Genomic DNA, 16,500 nt, shown 5'->3' with positions numbered 1-16,500 from the left:
GTTGAAAAATGTCAGTTTTAAAGGTTAGTAATATAACTAAGAAGTTTGGTAAATTTACAGCTTTAGATGGAATTAACCTAGAGGTAAAAAAAGGGGAAGTTTACGGTTTTATCGGACCAAATGGTGCTGGGAAAACAACTACGATTAGGGTATTACTTGGAATATTAAAAGCCACTGAAGGTAAGGCAACTATATTTGGTAAAGATGCGTGGAAAGAAGCCGTTGAAATCCACAAGCGGATTGCATATGTGCCAGGTGATGTTAACCTGTGGCCTAATCTAACAGGCGGAGAAGTTATAGACTTATTTGTTAAACTAAGGGGAACTGACAACAAAAGTCGTAGGGAAGAACTTATCAAAAAGTTTGACCTAGACCCATCAAAAAAATGTAGAACATACTCAAAAGGAAACAGACAAAAGGTAGCATTAATTTCCGCTTTAGCATCTGATGCAGACTTATATATCTTCGATGAGCCCACATCAGGATTGGATCCCCTAATGGAGAAGGTTTTCGAAGAAAGCGTTATGGAGATAAAAAATAAAGGCAAAAGTATATTGCTTTCCAGCCATATACTATCTGAAGTGGAAAAACTCTGCAGCAAAGTAAGCATCATACGACAAGGAAAGATCATAGAGTCAGGAACCCTAGATGAGTTACGTCACTTAACAAGAACCAGTATAAATCTAGAAACATTAAAGACAGTTGATAACTTAGAAAACCTTAAAGGGGTTCATGATATTCAAAAGAGAGAAAAGAGTATAACTTTCCAAGCTGACACTGAGCAATTAGGATACATCATCAAACATATTAGTCAGTTCGATGTTGTAAAATTAGAAAGTGCACCACCTACTTTAGAAGACCTGTTTATGCGCCATTATAAAGGAGATGGAGGTGCCCAATAATGTCAAAGCAGCTTTTTAGCAACACAATGAAACTTTCCAAACTCATACTAAGAAGGGACAGGATTCGCCTACCTATCTGGGTAGTTTCCATCGTTCTCATTACAATACTCATAGGTATAGCGTTACCGGGCCTATACACAACAGGGGCTGAAAGACAAATCATGGCCGAATCCATGGAAAACCCTGCCATGGTAGCCATGCTAGGTCCTGTTTACGGAATAGATGATTATCACGATGGAGCAATGATGTCAAATTTCATGTTACTTTTCACAGCTTTGGGTGTAGGTATCATGAGTATTTTATTTGTTACTCGTCATACAAGGGAGGATGAAGAAGAAGGCCGTATAGAGATGGTACGTTCACTACCTGTTGGCCCTTTATCCAACCTAGCGTCCATATCACTAGTACTGATAGCAGTTAATGTACTTCTTTCAGTTATAGTTGGGCTTGGCTTAGCAGCTTTAGGCCTAGAAGGTATGGATTTTATGGGCTCAATGCTATATGGTGTTGCCCTAGGTGTTACGGGAATCTTCTTTTTAGCTATTACTGCTTTATTTGCTCAACTTACATCAACCACAAGGGGAACAATCGGTTACTCCTTTACATTTTTACTCATTGCATACTTGATTAGGGCTATTGGTGATACCAGTAATCCTGCAATATCCATGCTTTCACCCTTTGGTTGGGTTTTACGTACAGAGGTTTTTGTAAACAATTACTGGTGGCCAGTATTACTAACTCTAGGGGCATCTTTAGCTATACTAGTTTTTGCCCTATACCTAACCTCAATTCGTGACTTAGGAGCTGGATTCATACCAGCAAAGCCAGGTAGAAAGTCAGCTTCTGCCTTCCTTCAAAGTCCACTAGGTTTAGCTCTTAGGCTCCAACGTACAGCCATAATTAGCTGGGTATTAGGAATGTTTATATTAGGAGTATCCTATGGATCGATTTTTGGAGACATAGAAGTATTTTTAGATGGAAGTGGTATGATAGCTGATATGCTTCCTAAAATCGAAGGGGTTACCTTAGCAGAGACATTCTTAACCTTCCTATTTACCATAATTTCAATATTAAGTACCGTACCTGTGTTAATGTTTATCCTAAAACTTGCAGGTGAAGAAAAACTAAGCCGTACTGAACATCTTTACGCAAGATCTGTATCTAGAACCAATGTACTAGTAAGTTATTTAAGTATATCCTTTGTATCTTCTGTAGTGATGCAGTTCATGTCCGTAATAGGGTTGTGGTACGCAGCGGCTGCTGTAATGGAGGAACCAATCGCCTTAAGTACAATCCTAAGCTCGGCATTTGTTTACCTTCCTGCCATTTGGGCGATGATAGGTGTAGCAGTGCTGTTAATAGGATGGCTACCCTCTTGGACAGGTATGAGTTGGTTGTATCTAGGATACTCCTTTGTGGTAGTATATATGGGAAATCTACTACAATTCCCGAAATGGATGGGAAAACTCTCACCATTTGGCAACGTGCCTCAGCTTCCAGTAGATGATTTCAGTCTCCCTAAGTTTCTAATACTAACCATAATAGCCATAGCCCTGACAGTACTTGGGGGCATCGGCTACAACAAACGAGACATTCAAGGATAAAGAGACAAGAGTCCATGATGGGCCCTTGTCTTCACTTCTAGTTCCCTTATCTCGTATAGGAAATTGCTTTGTAAAACCTTTCAGTTAAAATTTACTTTAGGAGTGAACCGTATGGAAATTTTTGCAGAATATTTAACTGGTATTGAAAAACCTGAACATAGGGCTAGAACGGAAGAAGTTTTAGATTGGGTAACAAAGAAATTTCCAAAATTAATCCCAAGGATTGCGTGGAATCAGCCTATGTTCACAGATCACGGTACATTTATAATTGGATTTAGCATAGCTAAAAAACATTTAGCTGTTGCACCTGAAAATGCAGGGATTAACCAATTTTCCCATGAAATTGTGGAGGCTGGCTATACTCATACTAAAGAGTTATTTCGTATCCAGTGGGATAACTCTGTTGATTTTTCATTACTTGAGAAAATAATAGAATTTAATATCCAAGAAAAAGCACACTGTACAACATTTTGGAGGAAGTAGATAGACATGGGAAGAGACGTGGGGACGTCAGACTGTGTGGCTAATCTCTAAAAACTCAAAGATTAGCCGTAAATTTCCTGTCTTTTGGTGCAATATGACTTAAACATATAAAAATACAATGATAAAGTGGGTCTAAGAGCTACTAATATCCTTAGTAGTTCTTTCACTCCTATAATATTTATTACTCTTTTAAAATTATAGGCTAGCAAAACTAGGGCTGTCTCTGTAGTTACAGAATCCATCCCTCTTGTTAAAAAATACCCAGCATTCATTGTCCTTTTGATGGTTCCATAAGGATGCTCAACAATCATCTGCCTTTGTAGGTATTTGTCCATATTTGCTTCTGTTCTAGCATCTATAGTATCCAAAAAATCTTGGTTAGGTGACCGATTTATTATCCTGCCTTTGGCTGCAGTGGTGCATTTGCTTTTTGATTCACAGTTTTTACAGGCATCGTAGTTTCTATATTTTATTCTTTTTGGTTCTTTTGATTTGTGGTTTATTCTGCGTAATTCATGGCCCAAAGGACAAATATATAAGTCTTTTTCAGGCACATAAGTAAATTTATCTCCGTAGAAATCTTTGTCTCCTGTGGCGTTAGAATACGACTGTTTTGGCAAATAGACTGTTGTTTCGTTTCTCTCACATTTCATAAGGTCGTCTGCTTGGTAATAGCCTTTATCTGCTGCTACTTCAAGTTTCCTTTTTCCAAATATATCTTTAGCCTTTTCTGCAAGTGAATTTAGATTACCTTGATCTGCGGGATTGTTTGTAACATCATATGCCACTATAATACTATGCTTAGAGTCTACAGCTGTTTGTATGTTATATGCTACAGTAACACCATTGTTTTTGTTGTCCATAAGCCTAGCATCTTCGTCAACTGTAGATATTTCATTACTTTCGCTATCCTGTAGTTTTTTTTCCAACTCTTCAAATTTAATTTTACGCTCCTTGAGTTTTTCAATTTTTTGCTGAATTTCTTCAGGTGTATACTTAAGTTTAGGTGAATCGTCTTTGTCACTGCTTTCTAACAAATCTAGATAGGAATTAACCTTATCTTCGATATATTGTTTGTGTCTTTGTATTTTTTTCTTTGAGAAATTATTCTTCTTTGAATTATTAGCTTGAATTTTAGTCCCATCTATTGCTATGAATTCCTCGCCTAATAGTTTGAGATCCTTACACAACTTAGTAAAATCCTTGAAAACTTGTTTTAGCTGAGTTTTATTTTCTTTCCTGAAATCAGCTATTGTTTTAAAATCAGGTTTTAGTTTTTGTAATAGCCAAACCACTTCTATATTCCTGTGAGATTCTGTTTCTAGCTTTCTAGATGATCTTATGCCATTTACATACCCATATAGATATAACTTCAATAAAACAGAGGGATGATATCCTGGTGCACCTCTGCGGTGTTCCTTTGATTTAGTGAATGCACTCATATTGACCAGTTTTACGTATTCATCAATTACCCTAACGGGATTATCCTCACCTATGTAATTTTCTATGCAGTCAGGAAACATTGTTTTTTGCTTTCTATCTGTACCTTGTATAAATGACATTTAAAATCCCCTCTCCGATATTCTATAACTTAATTATACTACAGAAAAAGGGAAAAGTACTGTATTTACAGTACTTTGTAGGCATTTTAGACATATATTATTGTTTAATTCTCACACAGTCTGACGTTTCATTTGTCTCTTTTTCAGTTAAGGGAACATAGTGAAAGTAGACAGCGTAAGATAATTGTGACGTCAATCATAAATTGACGTCCTTTTTAATTAGGTAGAATTTACCAATAGAAATGCTTGGGAATTTAAAAGGTGTGTGACGATTTATGTCGAATATTAGCAAAGTAATTATTATATCTATTATATACATATGTTAAGCTTACACACTAGAAGGGAGTTCACTATGAGCAAATTAAAGGAAATATTTAAAGGTTTAAGTTTTAAGTTAATTTTGTACTTTTCTACTCTTTTGATTGTAGTTAGTCTTATATTATCAACTATTTCGTACAACAGTGCTTCGGGAGCACTAATCGATGAGGTTGAAGGGTCATTACCCTATAAAGCTGAAGATGTTAGTAATGTCGTAGCAGCTAATATTGAAAACAACTTTATTTTTTTGGAAGGGTTAGCACAAAGAGAGTTTGTGACAGATGTAGAGAATGATGACATGCAGGGGAAAATGGATACTCTCTTGCAAATTGTCATGGGAACGGATTTTTTAAGAATTGGAATCTCTGACTTAAATGGTAATCTTTTTCTTTCTGACTCCTATGGACTAAGGGGTGAAATAGTTGACGTCTCCAGTAGGGAATACTACCATGAATCCTTAAAGGGAAAAAGAGGTCTTATGGATCCCACGGTAAGTGTAAACACAGACGATAATGGGGGAGTAATTATCGTATACTCTGTGCCTATAGAAGTTGAAGGAGAAATAATAGGGGTATTAGTAGCTGTGGGAGATGCCACATTTCTTAATAACTTAGTAGATGGCATAACTTATGGCGAAACAGGTTACGCATATCTGTTAAATAAAAACGGAGTTACAGTTGCTCATCCAAATGTAACCTTCGTTAGAGAAATGTTCAATGTTATTGAAGCAGGCAAAAGTGATGAGGTTTATAAATTTGTAGGACAAGCAGCAACTAAAATGGTAAAAGGGGATACAAATGTTACCCATTATACCTTAAATGGTACTGAAATGTACGTGGGATATTCACCAGTGGCTAACACATCATGGATTGTAGGGGTAACTGTACCTAAGGACGAAGTCTTAAGGGCTTTGCCTGCATTAAAAGGTAGATTGATGCTCATTACAATTATAGCTTTAATTATAGGGGTAGTCTTAGTTTCAGTGGTGGCAAGGAGAATTACAACACCTATTGTTGCGGCTACTGCTCAATGTAATAGAATGGCTTCAGGGAATTTTACTGAATTTATGGATGAAAAGTTTACAAAAAGAAGTGATGAAATTGGAACGTTAGCTTCCGGGTTTAACGAAATTGTTACATCGATGCAGAGTCTAACAAAGAGCATAAATGAAAAGGCAGAGCAACTAGCAGCAAGTTCAGAAGAGCTAACTGCAAGTTCCGAACAAGCTGCAATGGCCTCGGAGCATGTAGCTAACTCGGCTGGTGAAGTTGCTATCAATACGGATAAACAATTATCTGAGGTATTAAACACCACAGCAGCCATGGAACAGATAACCACTAGTATCCAGGAGGTAAATACCAATGCATCTTTTATTCAACAGATGAGTCAAGAAATGCAAGGACAAGCTGGAGAGGGTAAAAATAATATTGGTTTAGTAAATGCAAAAATGAAGGATATAAATGAAAGCAGTTTAGAGGTTACAAAGGGAATCAAACAGTTAGCTGAAAGCTCAGATAAAATTCGTAACATAACAGAGCTGATACAAGGAATTTCAAGGCAGATTAACTTATTAGCACTAAATGCTGCCATAGAGGCTGCAAGGGCAGGTGAAGCAGGAAAAGGATTTGCTGTAGTAGCAGATGAAGTTAGGAAGCTTGCTGAAGAATCAAACTCAGCAGTTCTGAACATAGTTAGCATTATACAAGAGAATAGGGATAGTGTAACAGAAGTAAATAGAATTATGGATGGCACAGCTGAGCATGTAAAAGAAGGAATGGAAGCTGTGAAAATAGCAAATGCTTCTTTTGATGAAGTTGCAGAAGTAATTCGAGCAGTCAGTGAACAGATAAAAGTAGTGGGTAATTCAGTGGAGCAGGTTAGTAATGGAAGTCAAACAGTATCTGCATCAGCTTCTGAAGTGGAACTCTCCTCTAAAGAAGTTGCAGGTCAAATTCAGAACATATCTGCAGCCACAGAGGAACAAACTGCCTCCATGGAGGAAATCTCTGCATCAAGTCAGGCTCTGGCTAAATTAGCTCAAGAATTACACTCACTAATAGCAGAAATTAAAGTTTAATTTAAAAAGAGGGACCTTAATGGTGGGTCTGCTCAATCATATGACCATTTAATGCACTAACCCCCTCCGCTAAAAGATTAGTCGAGGGGGTTAGTTTATTAAAGTTTATTTATTTCTTTTATGTTCTAGGTAATCTATAACATCTTGAAGATTATCACTATGGACAAGGGGGTTATACAGCATATTTTTTATATCTTCCTCATCATAGAAAATGTCCTGTGTGAGGATGAAGCAAGGAGTTTTGTCTATACTTATAGTGTTATTGACTTTCAGTAATTCATCTTTCCCTAGGTCATAGGTACGGCCAATTTCACTATAATCTTCTAGTTGCTCTGAGTAAGACCAAAAGATATCCATGTTTTCGTCATCCTTTTTACTTTCATCTGGAACAATGAACAATGCGAAAGAGTTCTCTGAAACCTCCGGCTGTTTCTTTTTAGAAAATACTAAGTCAAATAGTCCCATCAAATTACCTCCTATCAATTTTTTAGATAACGATAATATATTCTCTAAAGACCCACTCTAATCCTTCTCATTAACAAAAAAATCAGAGCATGACTCATCATCTTGAAACACTAATCCATTTATGCTATGATATTTATATCAAAGTGCTAAGGAGGACACCATTTTATGTTTTTATTTTTCGGTTAATATAAGTTTTCAACAAAAAAGAGGTAAAACCAATCCACATCAGTGGGCTTTTTGTTGTGCTTATATTGCGAAAATGACATGGAATAGGTGGAGTGTACCCTTTTAGGGTTACCCTTTTTTATTCATATGCTTTTTTCGATAATTTGCAGATCAAAATCCCTGTGTGGATATGATCTGCTTTTTTAATTTCAAAAATAAAGGGAGGTAAGACTATGTTCAATACAGCAAGAATCATGTTCTATATCTATATATAATCAACCCTGTCAATCGCAGGATTTTCCCTGCGAATACTTATAAGGAAACATGCGATTTAGACAGGAGGAATAGAAAATGGAATTGTTAATAAAAGGAAAAGATATCTGTGTAGAATACTCAGGTAAGGATATTTTAGATATAAAGGACATAGAAATATACGATTACCATAGAATTGGATTGGTAGGCGCCAATGGTTCAGGGAAAAGCACGCTACTAAAGATTCTTTTGGGGGAAATAGAACTTCCAGGATGTAAAATTAATCGATTAGGTAGATTTGCATATGTGCCCCAGCTAGACCAAGTAAGTAATACAGAAGTTAAAGACTTTTCACTTATGGGCAAAATGGGTGTAAAAGAAGTAAATTTGCAGAACATGAGTGGTGGAGAAGAAACAAGGCTTAAAATAGCTCAAGCTTTATCAGAACAAGTACATGGTATTTTTGCCGATGAACCCACATCTCACTTGGATAGTGAAGGGACAGAGTTTTTAATTGGGCAACTAAAATACTATACTGGAGCCCTACTGGTAGTAAGCCATGACCGTTATTTCCTTGATGAGGTAGTGGATAAAATATGGGAACTAAAGAATGGCAGAATCACAGAATACTGGGGTAACTATTCTGATTATGTTCGACAAAAAGAGGAAGAACACCAAAATGAAACTGTAAAATATCAACGTTTTGTTGCTGAACGGGACAGACTACAAAAAGCTGTAGAGGAAAAGCGAAAACAAGCGAATAAAATAGAGCAAAAGGCAAATAGCGGTGCTAAAAAGAAAAACACTCAAAGTGCGGGACGATTAGGGCACCAGAAACCAACTGGAAGTAAGCAGAAAAAGCTATATAATGCTGCTAAATCCATTGAGAATAGGATAGAGGCCTTAGGTGATGTAGAAGCTCCTGAAAACACCCGTTCAATTCGATTCCGACAAAGTAAAGCACTACAGCTCCATAACCCATACCCCATCATTGGTTCAGAAATAACTAAACAATTAGGGGGCAAGCTACTATTTGATAATGCCTCATTTAATATACCTCTGGGCTCAAAAGTAGCCTTGACAGGAGGCAACGGAACAGGAAAAACCACCCTATTAAAGATGATCCTAAATCAAGAAGATGGTATCACAGTCTCACCCAAAGCTATGATGGGTTACTTTGCTCAAAATGGTTATAAGTATAACCAAGCGCTGGGTATCATCGAATTTATGACCCAAGACTGTGATTACAATACTTCTGAGATCCGTTCTGTGCTGGCATCAATGGGCTTTGCACAGACAGATATCTCTAAAAAGTTATCTGTACTAAGTGGCGGGGAAATTATAAAGCTATTGATCGCTAAAATGCTACTAGGACCATACAATATACTGCTCATGGATGAACCCAGCAATTTCCTAGATTTGCCCAGCATAGAAGCGTTGGAACGTCTTATGAAAGACTATAAAGGAACAATTGTGTTTGTATCCCATGACAAGGGACTAATAGATAACGTGGCTGATGTAGTTTATGATATAAAGGACAATCAGCTGCACCTAGTTTAATTTCGTCTCTTTCATCATTGTTTATTATCATAATAAATGAAGGAAGTCTCTAATGACTTCCTTTTTTTACTATGATGACAAAGTCATTTTTTGGTCGAGTTATTTGTACTGAGATATTAACAAACTATTAATTAATGGAAATCCATATTGATTTACGGTACTATGTTGGTTTACTATATACTTAGTAATACTAGGTATATAGATTAGGAGGAGTGTTATTATTGAATAAAATAGGTAGGCAACTAAAAAAAGGAGTTATAGATATATTAATTCTAAAATTACTGAGCATAGAAAACATGTATGGATATCAACTAATTCAGGAATTAGATAACAAAAGTGACAGTGTATTTCTTATGAAGGAAGGGACATTGTATCCCATTTTATATAGGCTAGAAGACAATAATTTAATCGAAAGCTACTGGGATAAGGAAGACGCAAAAAGAAAAGTCCCTAGGAAGTACTACAAAATTAAGGACGAAGGTTTAAATGAGCTCGAGAATATGAAAGAAGAGCTTGATGTTTTGTTTAATGCAGTAGAATCTATAATGAACTTGGGGGGAGTATAATGAACAGTTATAAAGCCGAACTTTACGTACAACAGGTCATTGATAATATGGCAGTGGATGGGAAAATGAAAGAAAGAATTAGAAAAGACTTATTTCAGCATATTGATGAAGCAAGTATAGAAAAAGATATGGAAACAATTTTAGAAAATATGGGTGACCCAAAAGAGGTTGCTAAGGATTTTATGGATACATTATATCAAGATAAAGATGAAGTTATAGAAAGACTAATACAAGAATGTAAAATGACAAATAAACTTTTAAATAACTACTATGAATATAAATCAAAAAAACTGATATTTGGATTACCATTAGTTCACATAAAATTCAGTAGGACAAAAAGACTTAATAAGCCTTGCTTAGCAAAAGGTATTATAGCCATTGGTGATATAGCCGTGGGGGTTATATCCATTGGGGGGATTGCCTTTGGCGTTACCTCTTTTGGGGGAATCGGATTAGGAGCCTTTGCCTTTGGCGGACTTGCAGTGGGAGGTATTGCTTTGGGAGGAATAGCTTTAGGATTACTGGCCCTAGGAGGAATTGCAATAGGGTTGGGTGCAATGGGTGGTTTAGCAATTGGGAACATAGCAGTAGGGGGATATGCTCGCGGTACGGTTGCAATAGGAGGAAAAGCAATAGGGGATTACGTAATAAGTGGGGGAAGCGAAGGGCCTAACTATAGCCTTTCCCAAGTAAGTGCTACAAAAGACGAGGTAATCTCCCTTATCAGAAGTGCTTATCCAAATATCAGCGACTGGATTTTAAAAATGTTTACCATACCTTTCAAATAATTAGGAAGTCTAAATAAAACACTGATACCACAGTGCTAATGCCAAAACATTATGGATAAGATTATTACAGCTCTGAAAGTATAAAGAAGATATGATGGAACTCAAAGATAGGATGTAATGTGTTTTGTGAAAATGGATGGATAAGTAAAGGGTAGGAGGTGCGACTTATGAAGGTAGCAATTATTTACGGAAATTGTAGAAAGGGTAGTACCTATAACTGCGTAAAGATAGTAAAAGAGACACTCTCTAAGCAGGGAGACTTTGAATTTCAGGAAATATGGTTACAAAAGGATTTGCCTGATCACTGCTTGGGTTGTTTCAATTGTATACTCAAAGGAGAAGAATACTGTCCTCATGTTGAAAAAGTTGCACCAATAGTTGATACACTTGTAAAAGTAGATGGTATTATCCTAGCATCCCCTGTATATGGTTTAGATGTATCAGGGGCCATGAAGACCTTTATAGATCATCTTTGTTTTATGTGGATGCCCCACAGGCCTAAGGAAGAGATGTTTTCAAAGATAGGTTTGGTTATATCTACAGCTGCAGGTACAGGAACCAAAAGGGCAAATAAGTCTATGAATTTAGCCTTAGACTATATGGGGGTAAAGAGAACATACTCATTTGGAGCCAATGTGGCAGCCAGTAAATGGGAGGATATAAACCATAAGAAAAGGGTTAGAATGGAGAGGGATTTAGCCAGCCTAGGTAAGAAGTATCATACTAGTTTAGTGAAACGGGTAAATATGAAAGATAGATTGTTTACCAAGGGTGTTTTCATAATGATGAAGAAGATGATAGCAGGGTACGAAGATGGAAATGTTGATAAGGAGTATTGGAAGAGTAAAGGCTGGTTATGACTTCCAATTATGAACAATTATTAATAAAAAAGGGTTATTAAAATGAGGCATAGAATAAAAATATATGCATACAATTTCGCTGTGTTATATATTTAATTATTGAGAGGAGAGTTTTACATTGAATTCAAAAAATGCAATTATCGATTTAATTGTGGTAGTAGCAATCACATTACTGTTTATCTTTATAACATGGTTGTTCTTGCCTCCTTTGTTTGTTATTAACTTCATATCTTCATGGATTATAGTTCTGCTATATGCAGTAATCCTAACAACTTATTTTTCTATACGTACAAAAAAAGTTAGTGTTTTGGCAATACCTGCTGTAATACTAATTTTCATGCTAGGATTTGGCTTTTTTAATTCAGCTATATTCACCCACTCGAGCAGGCACACTTTGATTGGTAATGTTGAAGAAAAAGATTCAGCAATGAAATAACAGTTGTAGATACATCTAGACTACGGGTTTTAGACAGTTCTGATGCTTTAAGGCATGCAGAAAACAGGTTAGGTAGTGAATCCGCCATTGGTTCTCAGTTTGAACTAAGGGAGAGGGACTTTACCCTACAAACAATAGGGGATGAATTGTACTGGGTGGCACCACTGCAGCATAGGGGTTTCTTCAAGTGGAGAAACAACCTTGATGGAGCTGAAGGGTACATTAAAGTAAATGCAAATAGTAGGGAGACTGAGTGGGTTAGAGATCACAAAATTAAGTATTCTACAAGTGCATACTGGGGAAATGACATCCGTAGACACGTTTATAACAATTTCTCCAAAAGAAAAGGATATACAGATTTCTCTTTTGAAATAGATGATAACGGGCATCCATACTATATAATTACTGTATATGACAACACAATAGGTTTTAGTGGTTCCGAAGTGGAAGGTATTCTAGTTGTAGATGCAGTTGACGGCGAGATGGAGTTTTTTGAGCAAGGTAGTAACTATCCTACATGGGTAGATAGGGTGATCCCTGAATCATTCTTCAAAAAAAGATTAGCGGCTTGGGGCAAGTATCCCAACGGTTGGTTTAACCCTTCCAATAAGGGACAGTTAAAACAGTCCAGTGGAACAAACATAGTCTACAACGAGGGTAGAGCATATTATTATACAGGAGTAACATCGTGGGGTAGCGATGAAGCCACTGTGGGATTCATGCTTATGGATACACGAACAGAAGAAGTGAGTTTATACAGCATATCCGGTGCTACTGAAAAGAAAGCCATGAACATTGCAGAAGGACGAGTTCAAAATGCTGGCTATACTGCAACTGAGCCTGTACTAATTAGTGTTGGTGGAAAACCTACCTACTTCATGACATTAAAAGACAGTAATAACAACATAGCGGAATATGCCTTTGTTAATGTTAGTGATTACATGCGAAGCGGTGTTTCTAGGAATATAGAAACAGCTCAAGCAGAGTATATGGTAGAGATTGGCCTTAGAAATGATACTGACTTCATAATAGACGAATCTAACTTGGCTGAGGTTAATGGAATAGTAGAACGTATAAACATGGTAATAGTGGAAGGGGACACTTATTACTATGTAAAACTTGAGGGCAACCCTGAACTATACCGAGGTTCATTTAAGGATTTTGCCAACCTAGTAATCACTGAAAAAGGTGATGCTGTAAGTATAAAGTACTTGGAGTCTGAGGATAACTTAATAAGGGTATTTGAAAATAATAACCTACAATAAAAAGACATGCCATATATAGTAGCACTGTATATGGCATGTTTCTCCTAACATAAATTTCTTCCTTGAAATCAGTAAAATTTTAGAACATACAAGACCAAAACGAAAAAGGCTGGAGGGATTATATGACTTTATTCTTCTGGATTGTCGATTTACTGATCCCTGTATCAATGATAATAATTGGTATTTTATTTCGAACACGCCCACCTAAAAATATCAATTATATCTACGGATATAGAACAAAGAGATCTATGAAGTCAAAAGAAGCATGGGACTATGCCCATAAGCTGTGTGGTGCAGCTTATTTACTAATGGGCATATTAATACTGGTTATAGTATCTATAGGTAAATTACAAATGTCACTTGCCCCTGAATATCTAAGCTTGATAAACGCCGGAATAGGAATAATAGCACTGGTTATACCAATTCCATATATAGAAATGAAGCTAAAAGGAAAAATTGAAAAAAAGTAATAAACAGCCTGCTATACCAAAGCAGGCTGTTTTAATATTGTAGCTCATGCTTTCAGCGTGGGACGGCCCCAATATTCTCCACCATGTATTTAATTTCATTTTGTTAACCACACATCTAAAAATACTATGACAATTAAAAGGGATTTGCTAAATCTAGAGCGAATGACAAATGAAATACAACTTGTATAGAAAAGTCAGGATTAACGAAATTAGTCAAACTTATACTGGAGGTTAGATTATGCTACATAGAATAATTACTGATTTTGATGTAATAGGTGGTTCAAAAGATTTATTAGAAAGGGTAGATAGATATGGGGCAAGGGGAGTACTACTTGACGAGAATAAAAAAATTGCTCTTATGTACATGAAAAAGGTAGATCTATTTAAATTACCAGGGGGTGGAATCGAGGAAGATGAGAATTCCGAGGTAGCTTTTTTAAGGGAGATCCAAGAAGAAACTGGTTTTGAATGTGAAATAATTGAAGAATTAGGTATTGTAGAAGAACACAAAAATATTAATAAATTTCTTCAACTATCCTATTGTTTTTTAGCTAGTAAGCTACCATCTGACCAAAATCAGAGTCTGTCTAAAAATGAGCAAGAGCTCGGGTTTGAGCTACAGTGGTTTGAGTTGGATCATGCTTTGAGGCTTTTAAGACAATCATTCAAAAAATGTGAAGATTACTCAATGAAATTCATGATGCTAAGGGATGCAACTATTCTTGAGTATACTATTAAATCAAGTACTAGAGTCAACTAGTACGTACATATTTCCAAGGGCTATGAACACTACAAAAGCTGTATGTAAAGAAAACTTCATAGGTGTTTTTTATATTTAATTCTAACATAGACAATGTTAGAATTATTAAAAAAGCAATGTGCCAGGGGGATGCCAATTGATTAAAGATAAAATTAGCTCTAGAAGAATGTTATTGAAACAAGGAAAAGAAATAGCTAACAGAGTGATTAAAAACTACGAAATAGAAGGCCATATAACAATAAAACTCATTGGAGTATCCGATAACATTACCTATCGTATAGATACAGACCTAGGGGAGAGGTATTTATTACGTTTACATCAGGATAAGCTACTGAATAAAAATCAAATTATTTCCGAACTTACTTGGCTGGAATACTTACAAGAAAGGGATGTAGTAGTCCCTCAAGGAGTAAAAAATATCCATAACTGTTATGTTACAGAGTTCGAAACAGAACTTAAAGACACAAAACAACCATGTTCATTGATGAAATGGGTTGAAGGACGGTTAAGGCAAGAAGGTATTCAACACACCCATTTATTTAAAGTCGGGTCTATGATGGCAAAGCTACATAATTCATCATCTGAATTTAAGCCAGACCATCTATTTGTAAGACCTACTTGGGGGAAAGAAAGTATTAAAAGGGATATAGAAAAGTTAGAAAAATACTGTGATGATTTAATGTCTAAGGAAGACTTTGCAATATTTCAAAAGGGTGTAGAAAAAATCAGTGTAGAAATAGACGAAATGGAAAAAACTCATCATACATTTGGCATAATTCATGGAGACTTACATATGGGGAATGTTGTTTTTCACAAAGGCCTACCTAGGGTAATTGACTTTGGTCGCTGTGGCTATGGCTTTTACCAATATGATATAGCTCAAACACTATTGGGCATAGCTCCATCACAGAGGAGATCTTTCATAGAAGGGTATGAAAGTATAAGGAAACTACCTGGAAATCATCAAGACTGTCTAGAGACCTTCTTCATTATGGCATGTATTGAAAACATAAGTTTCCACTCATCAAACCCTCAAGAGAAAGAGGACTTGATTAGAAAATCACCATTTATAGCAAAACTAATAAAACTATATCTATCTGGCGAAGGATTTTTATATGGAAGAAGCAAATAAACAAAAAGCCTGTAGTAACCTACGGCTTTTTTGCAACTTACATAGGGCACCAACATAGTGTAGGGTGCAGGGCTCCGTACCTGCCCGGACCCACAAAATGGATCATCTTATGATGGAGAAAAACCAGAAGGAGAACTGATAATTATCTATTCAGGCTTATTGATGTTTACTTAGCTATGGACACCTGCATATTTCGTGGAGATATAAAACAAAACTATGATATACTTGAAAAGACTATTATCGCAAACAAAGGAGGTAGCCTATGAGACTGACTTTAAAACGTCTAATAGCCTATTGGCTTGACTTTGTAATCTTAACATCGGTACTTGGTGGGGGCCAATGGTTACTAAACAATATAACTAATGGCTTTCCCTTCACATACTTAGATACGGGCTATAAAATAGAAGTGTGGGTTTTGCTAACCATGTCATTACCAGTTTGGCTATACTTTATATTGCTTGAATCAAAAAAGGGCCAAACCTTAGGGAAGAAGTTTTTAAACATAAAGGTAGTTAATAAAGAGAGGCAAAATATCAAAACAACGCAAGCTATAGCGAGGACATTGGTGAGACTGTTTCCATGGGAGTTAACCCATATTATCATTCTCATTCCCAAACCATGGTGGACTTTAACTCCAGAGAGTACTTACCTAATCTACATTCCAAACGCACTTATATTGATATACGTGGGATACTTGTTTTATAAAAGGGGTAACAAAGCTATCCACGATAACTATGCAAAAACAGAGGTCATAGAGCTAACGCCCTAGTGCATTGCAAAGTTCCACTTACCCATAGGTACCCTGTTATCCGACACCACCCTACGTAACTGTGCA

General features: G+C 36.3%; 16 protein-coding genes. 14 read left to right on the top strand and 2 right to left on the bottom strand.

Annotated elements, in window-relative coordinates; genetic code table 11:
• Positions 1–8 precede the first annotated feature (8 nt).
• From HYG86_RS05150 to HYG86_RS05140, 3 genes are all read left to right on the top strand, one after another.
• On the top strand, positions 9–902 hold the full coding sequence (locus HYG86_RS05150; protein WP_213167859.1) for an ABC transporter ATP-binding protein: 894 nt from the start codon (positions 9–11) through the stop codon (positions 900–902).
• A complete protein-coding gene (locus tag HYG86_RS05145; protein ID WP_213167858.1) occupies positions 902–2,506 on the top strand; it encodes an ABC transporter permease in 1,605 nt (534 codons plus the stop codon). Before HYG86_RS05150 ends, HYG86_RS05145 begins: the two co-directional genes overlap by 1 nt.
• A 111-nt stretch (positions 2,507–2,617) precedes the next feature.
• Positions 2,618–2,989 (top strand): iron chaperone, encoded by a 372-nt coding sequence (locus HYG86_RS05140; RefSeq protein WP_213167857.1) that lies wholly within the window; start codon positions 2,618–2,620, stop codon positions 2,987–2,989.
• 62 nt (positions 2,990–3,051) lie between these two features.
• On the opposite strand, the gene HYG86_RS05135 is transcribed toward HYG86_RS05140, so the two are convergent.
• Positions 3,052–4,551: an IS1182 family transposase gene (locus tag HYG86_RS05135; protein ID WP_213167856.1), complete on the bottom strand. Its 1,500-nt coding sequence runs from the start codon at positions 4,549–4,551 to the stop codon at positions 3,052–3,054.
• A 352-nt stretch (positions 4,552–4,903) separates the two neighbouring features.
• On the opposite strand from HYG86_RS05135, the gene HYG86_RS05130 reads away from it, so the two are divergent.
• Positions 4,904–6,946, top strand: a complete 2,043-nt coding sequence (locus tag HYG86_RS05130) for a methyl-accepting chemotaxis protein (protein ID WP_213167855.1) — start codon at positions 4,904–4,906, stop codon at positions 6,944–6,946.
• Between the two features lie 105 nt (positions 6,947–7,051).
• Here HYG86_RS05130 and HYG86_RS05125 read toward each other — a convergent pair whose 3' ends face one another.
• Positions 7,052–7,411: a hypothetical protein gene (locus HYG86_RS05125; protein ID WP_213167854.1), complete on the bottom strand. Its 360-nt coding sequence runs from the start codon at positions 7,409–7,411 to the stop codon at positions 7,052–7,054.
• A gap of 516 nt (positions 7,412–7,927) precedes the next feature.
• Here HYG86_RS05125 and HYG86_RS05120 point away from each other — a divergent pair.
• From HYG86_RS05120 to HYG86_RS05075, 10 genes are all read left to right on the top strand, one after another.
• The gene (locus HYG86_RS05120) at positions 7,928–9,388 is read left to right on the top strand and encodes an Msr family ABC-F type ribosomal protection protein (protein WP_213167853.1); all 1,461 of its coding nucleotides are present in this window, start codon (positions 7,928–7,930) and stop codon (positions 9,386–9,388) included.
• A gap of 221 nt (positions 9,389–9,609) precedes the next feature.
• Complete coding sequence (locus HYG86_RS05115) at positions 9,610–9,954, top strand: PadR family transcriptional regulator (RefSeq protein ID WP_213167852.1); 345 nt, start codon at positions 9,610–9,612, stop codon at positions 9,952–9,954.
• Positions 9,954–10,742 carry a hypothetical protein gene (locus HYG86_RS05110; RefSeq protein WP_213167851.1) on the top strand — a complete coding sequence of 263 codons (789 nt, stop codon included), beginning with the start codon at positions 9,954–9,956 and terminating at the stop codon, positions 10,740–10,742. Before HYG86_RS05115 ends, HYG86_RS05110 begins: the two co-directional genes overlap by 1 nt.
• Before the next feature lie 167 nt (positions 10,743–10,909).
• Positions 10,910–11,602 (top strand): flavodoxin family protein, encoded by a 693-nt coding sequence (locus HYG86_RS05105; RefSeq protein WP_213167850.1) that lies wholly within the window; start codon positions 10,910–10,912, stop codon positions 11,600–11,602.
• Between the two features lie 118 nt (positions 11,603–11,720).
• A complete protein-coding gene (locus HYG86_RS05100) occupies positions 11,721–12,038 on the top strand; it encodes a hypothetical protein (protein ID WP_213167849.1) in 318 nt (105 codons plus the stop codon).
• Positions 12,039–12,184: 146 nt separating this feature from the next.
• Positions 12,185–13,303 (top strand): hypothetical protein, encoded by a 1,119-nt coding sequence (locus HYG86_RS05095; protein WP_213167848.1) that lies wholly within the window; start codon positions 12,185–12,187, stop codon positions 13,301–13,303.
• A 122-nt stretch (positions 13,304–13,425) separates the two neighbouring features.
• Positions 13,426–13,773 carry an SdpI family protein gene (locus HYG86_RS05090; RefSeq protein WP_213167847.1) on the top strand — a complete coding sequence of 116 codons (348 nt, stop codon included), beginning with the start codon at positions 13,426–13,428 and terminating at the stop codon, positions 13,771–13,773.
• 238 nt (positions 13,774–14,011) lie between these two features.
• Positions 14,012–14,533 carry an NUDIX hydrolase gene (locus tag HYG86_RS05085; protein ID WP_213167846.1) on the top strand — a complete coding sequence of 174 codons (522 nt, stop codon included), beginning with the start codon at positions 14,012–14,014 and terminating at the stop codon, positions 14,531–14,533.
• A 136-nt stretch (positions 14,534–14,669) separates the two neighbouring features.
• The gene (locus HYG86_RS05080; RefSeq protein ID WP_213167845.1) at positions 14,670–15,665 is read left to right on the top strand and encodes a phosphotransferase enzyme family protein; all 996 of its coding nucleotides are present in this window, start codon (positions 14,670–14,672) and stop codon (positions 15,663–15,665) included.
• Between the two features lie 262 nt (positions 15,666–15,927).
• Positions 15,928–16,434 (top strand): RDD family protein, encoded by a 507-nt coding sequence (locus HYG86_RS05075; RefSeq protein WP_213167844.1) that lies wholly within the window; start codon positions 15,928–15,930, stop codon positions 16,432–16,434.
• The last annotated feature ends 66 nt before the right edge of the window (positions 16,435–16,500 follow it).

Source organism: Alkalicella caledoniensis (genome assembly GCF_014467015.1).
GTDB classification, from domain to species: domain Bacteria; phylum Bacillota; class Proteinivoracia; order Proteinivoracales; family Proteinivoracaceae; genus Alkalicella; species Alkalicella caledoniensis.
Note: the sequence above shows the minus strand (reverse complement) of the source record. Positions and strands in the feature narration are given on the sequence as shown.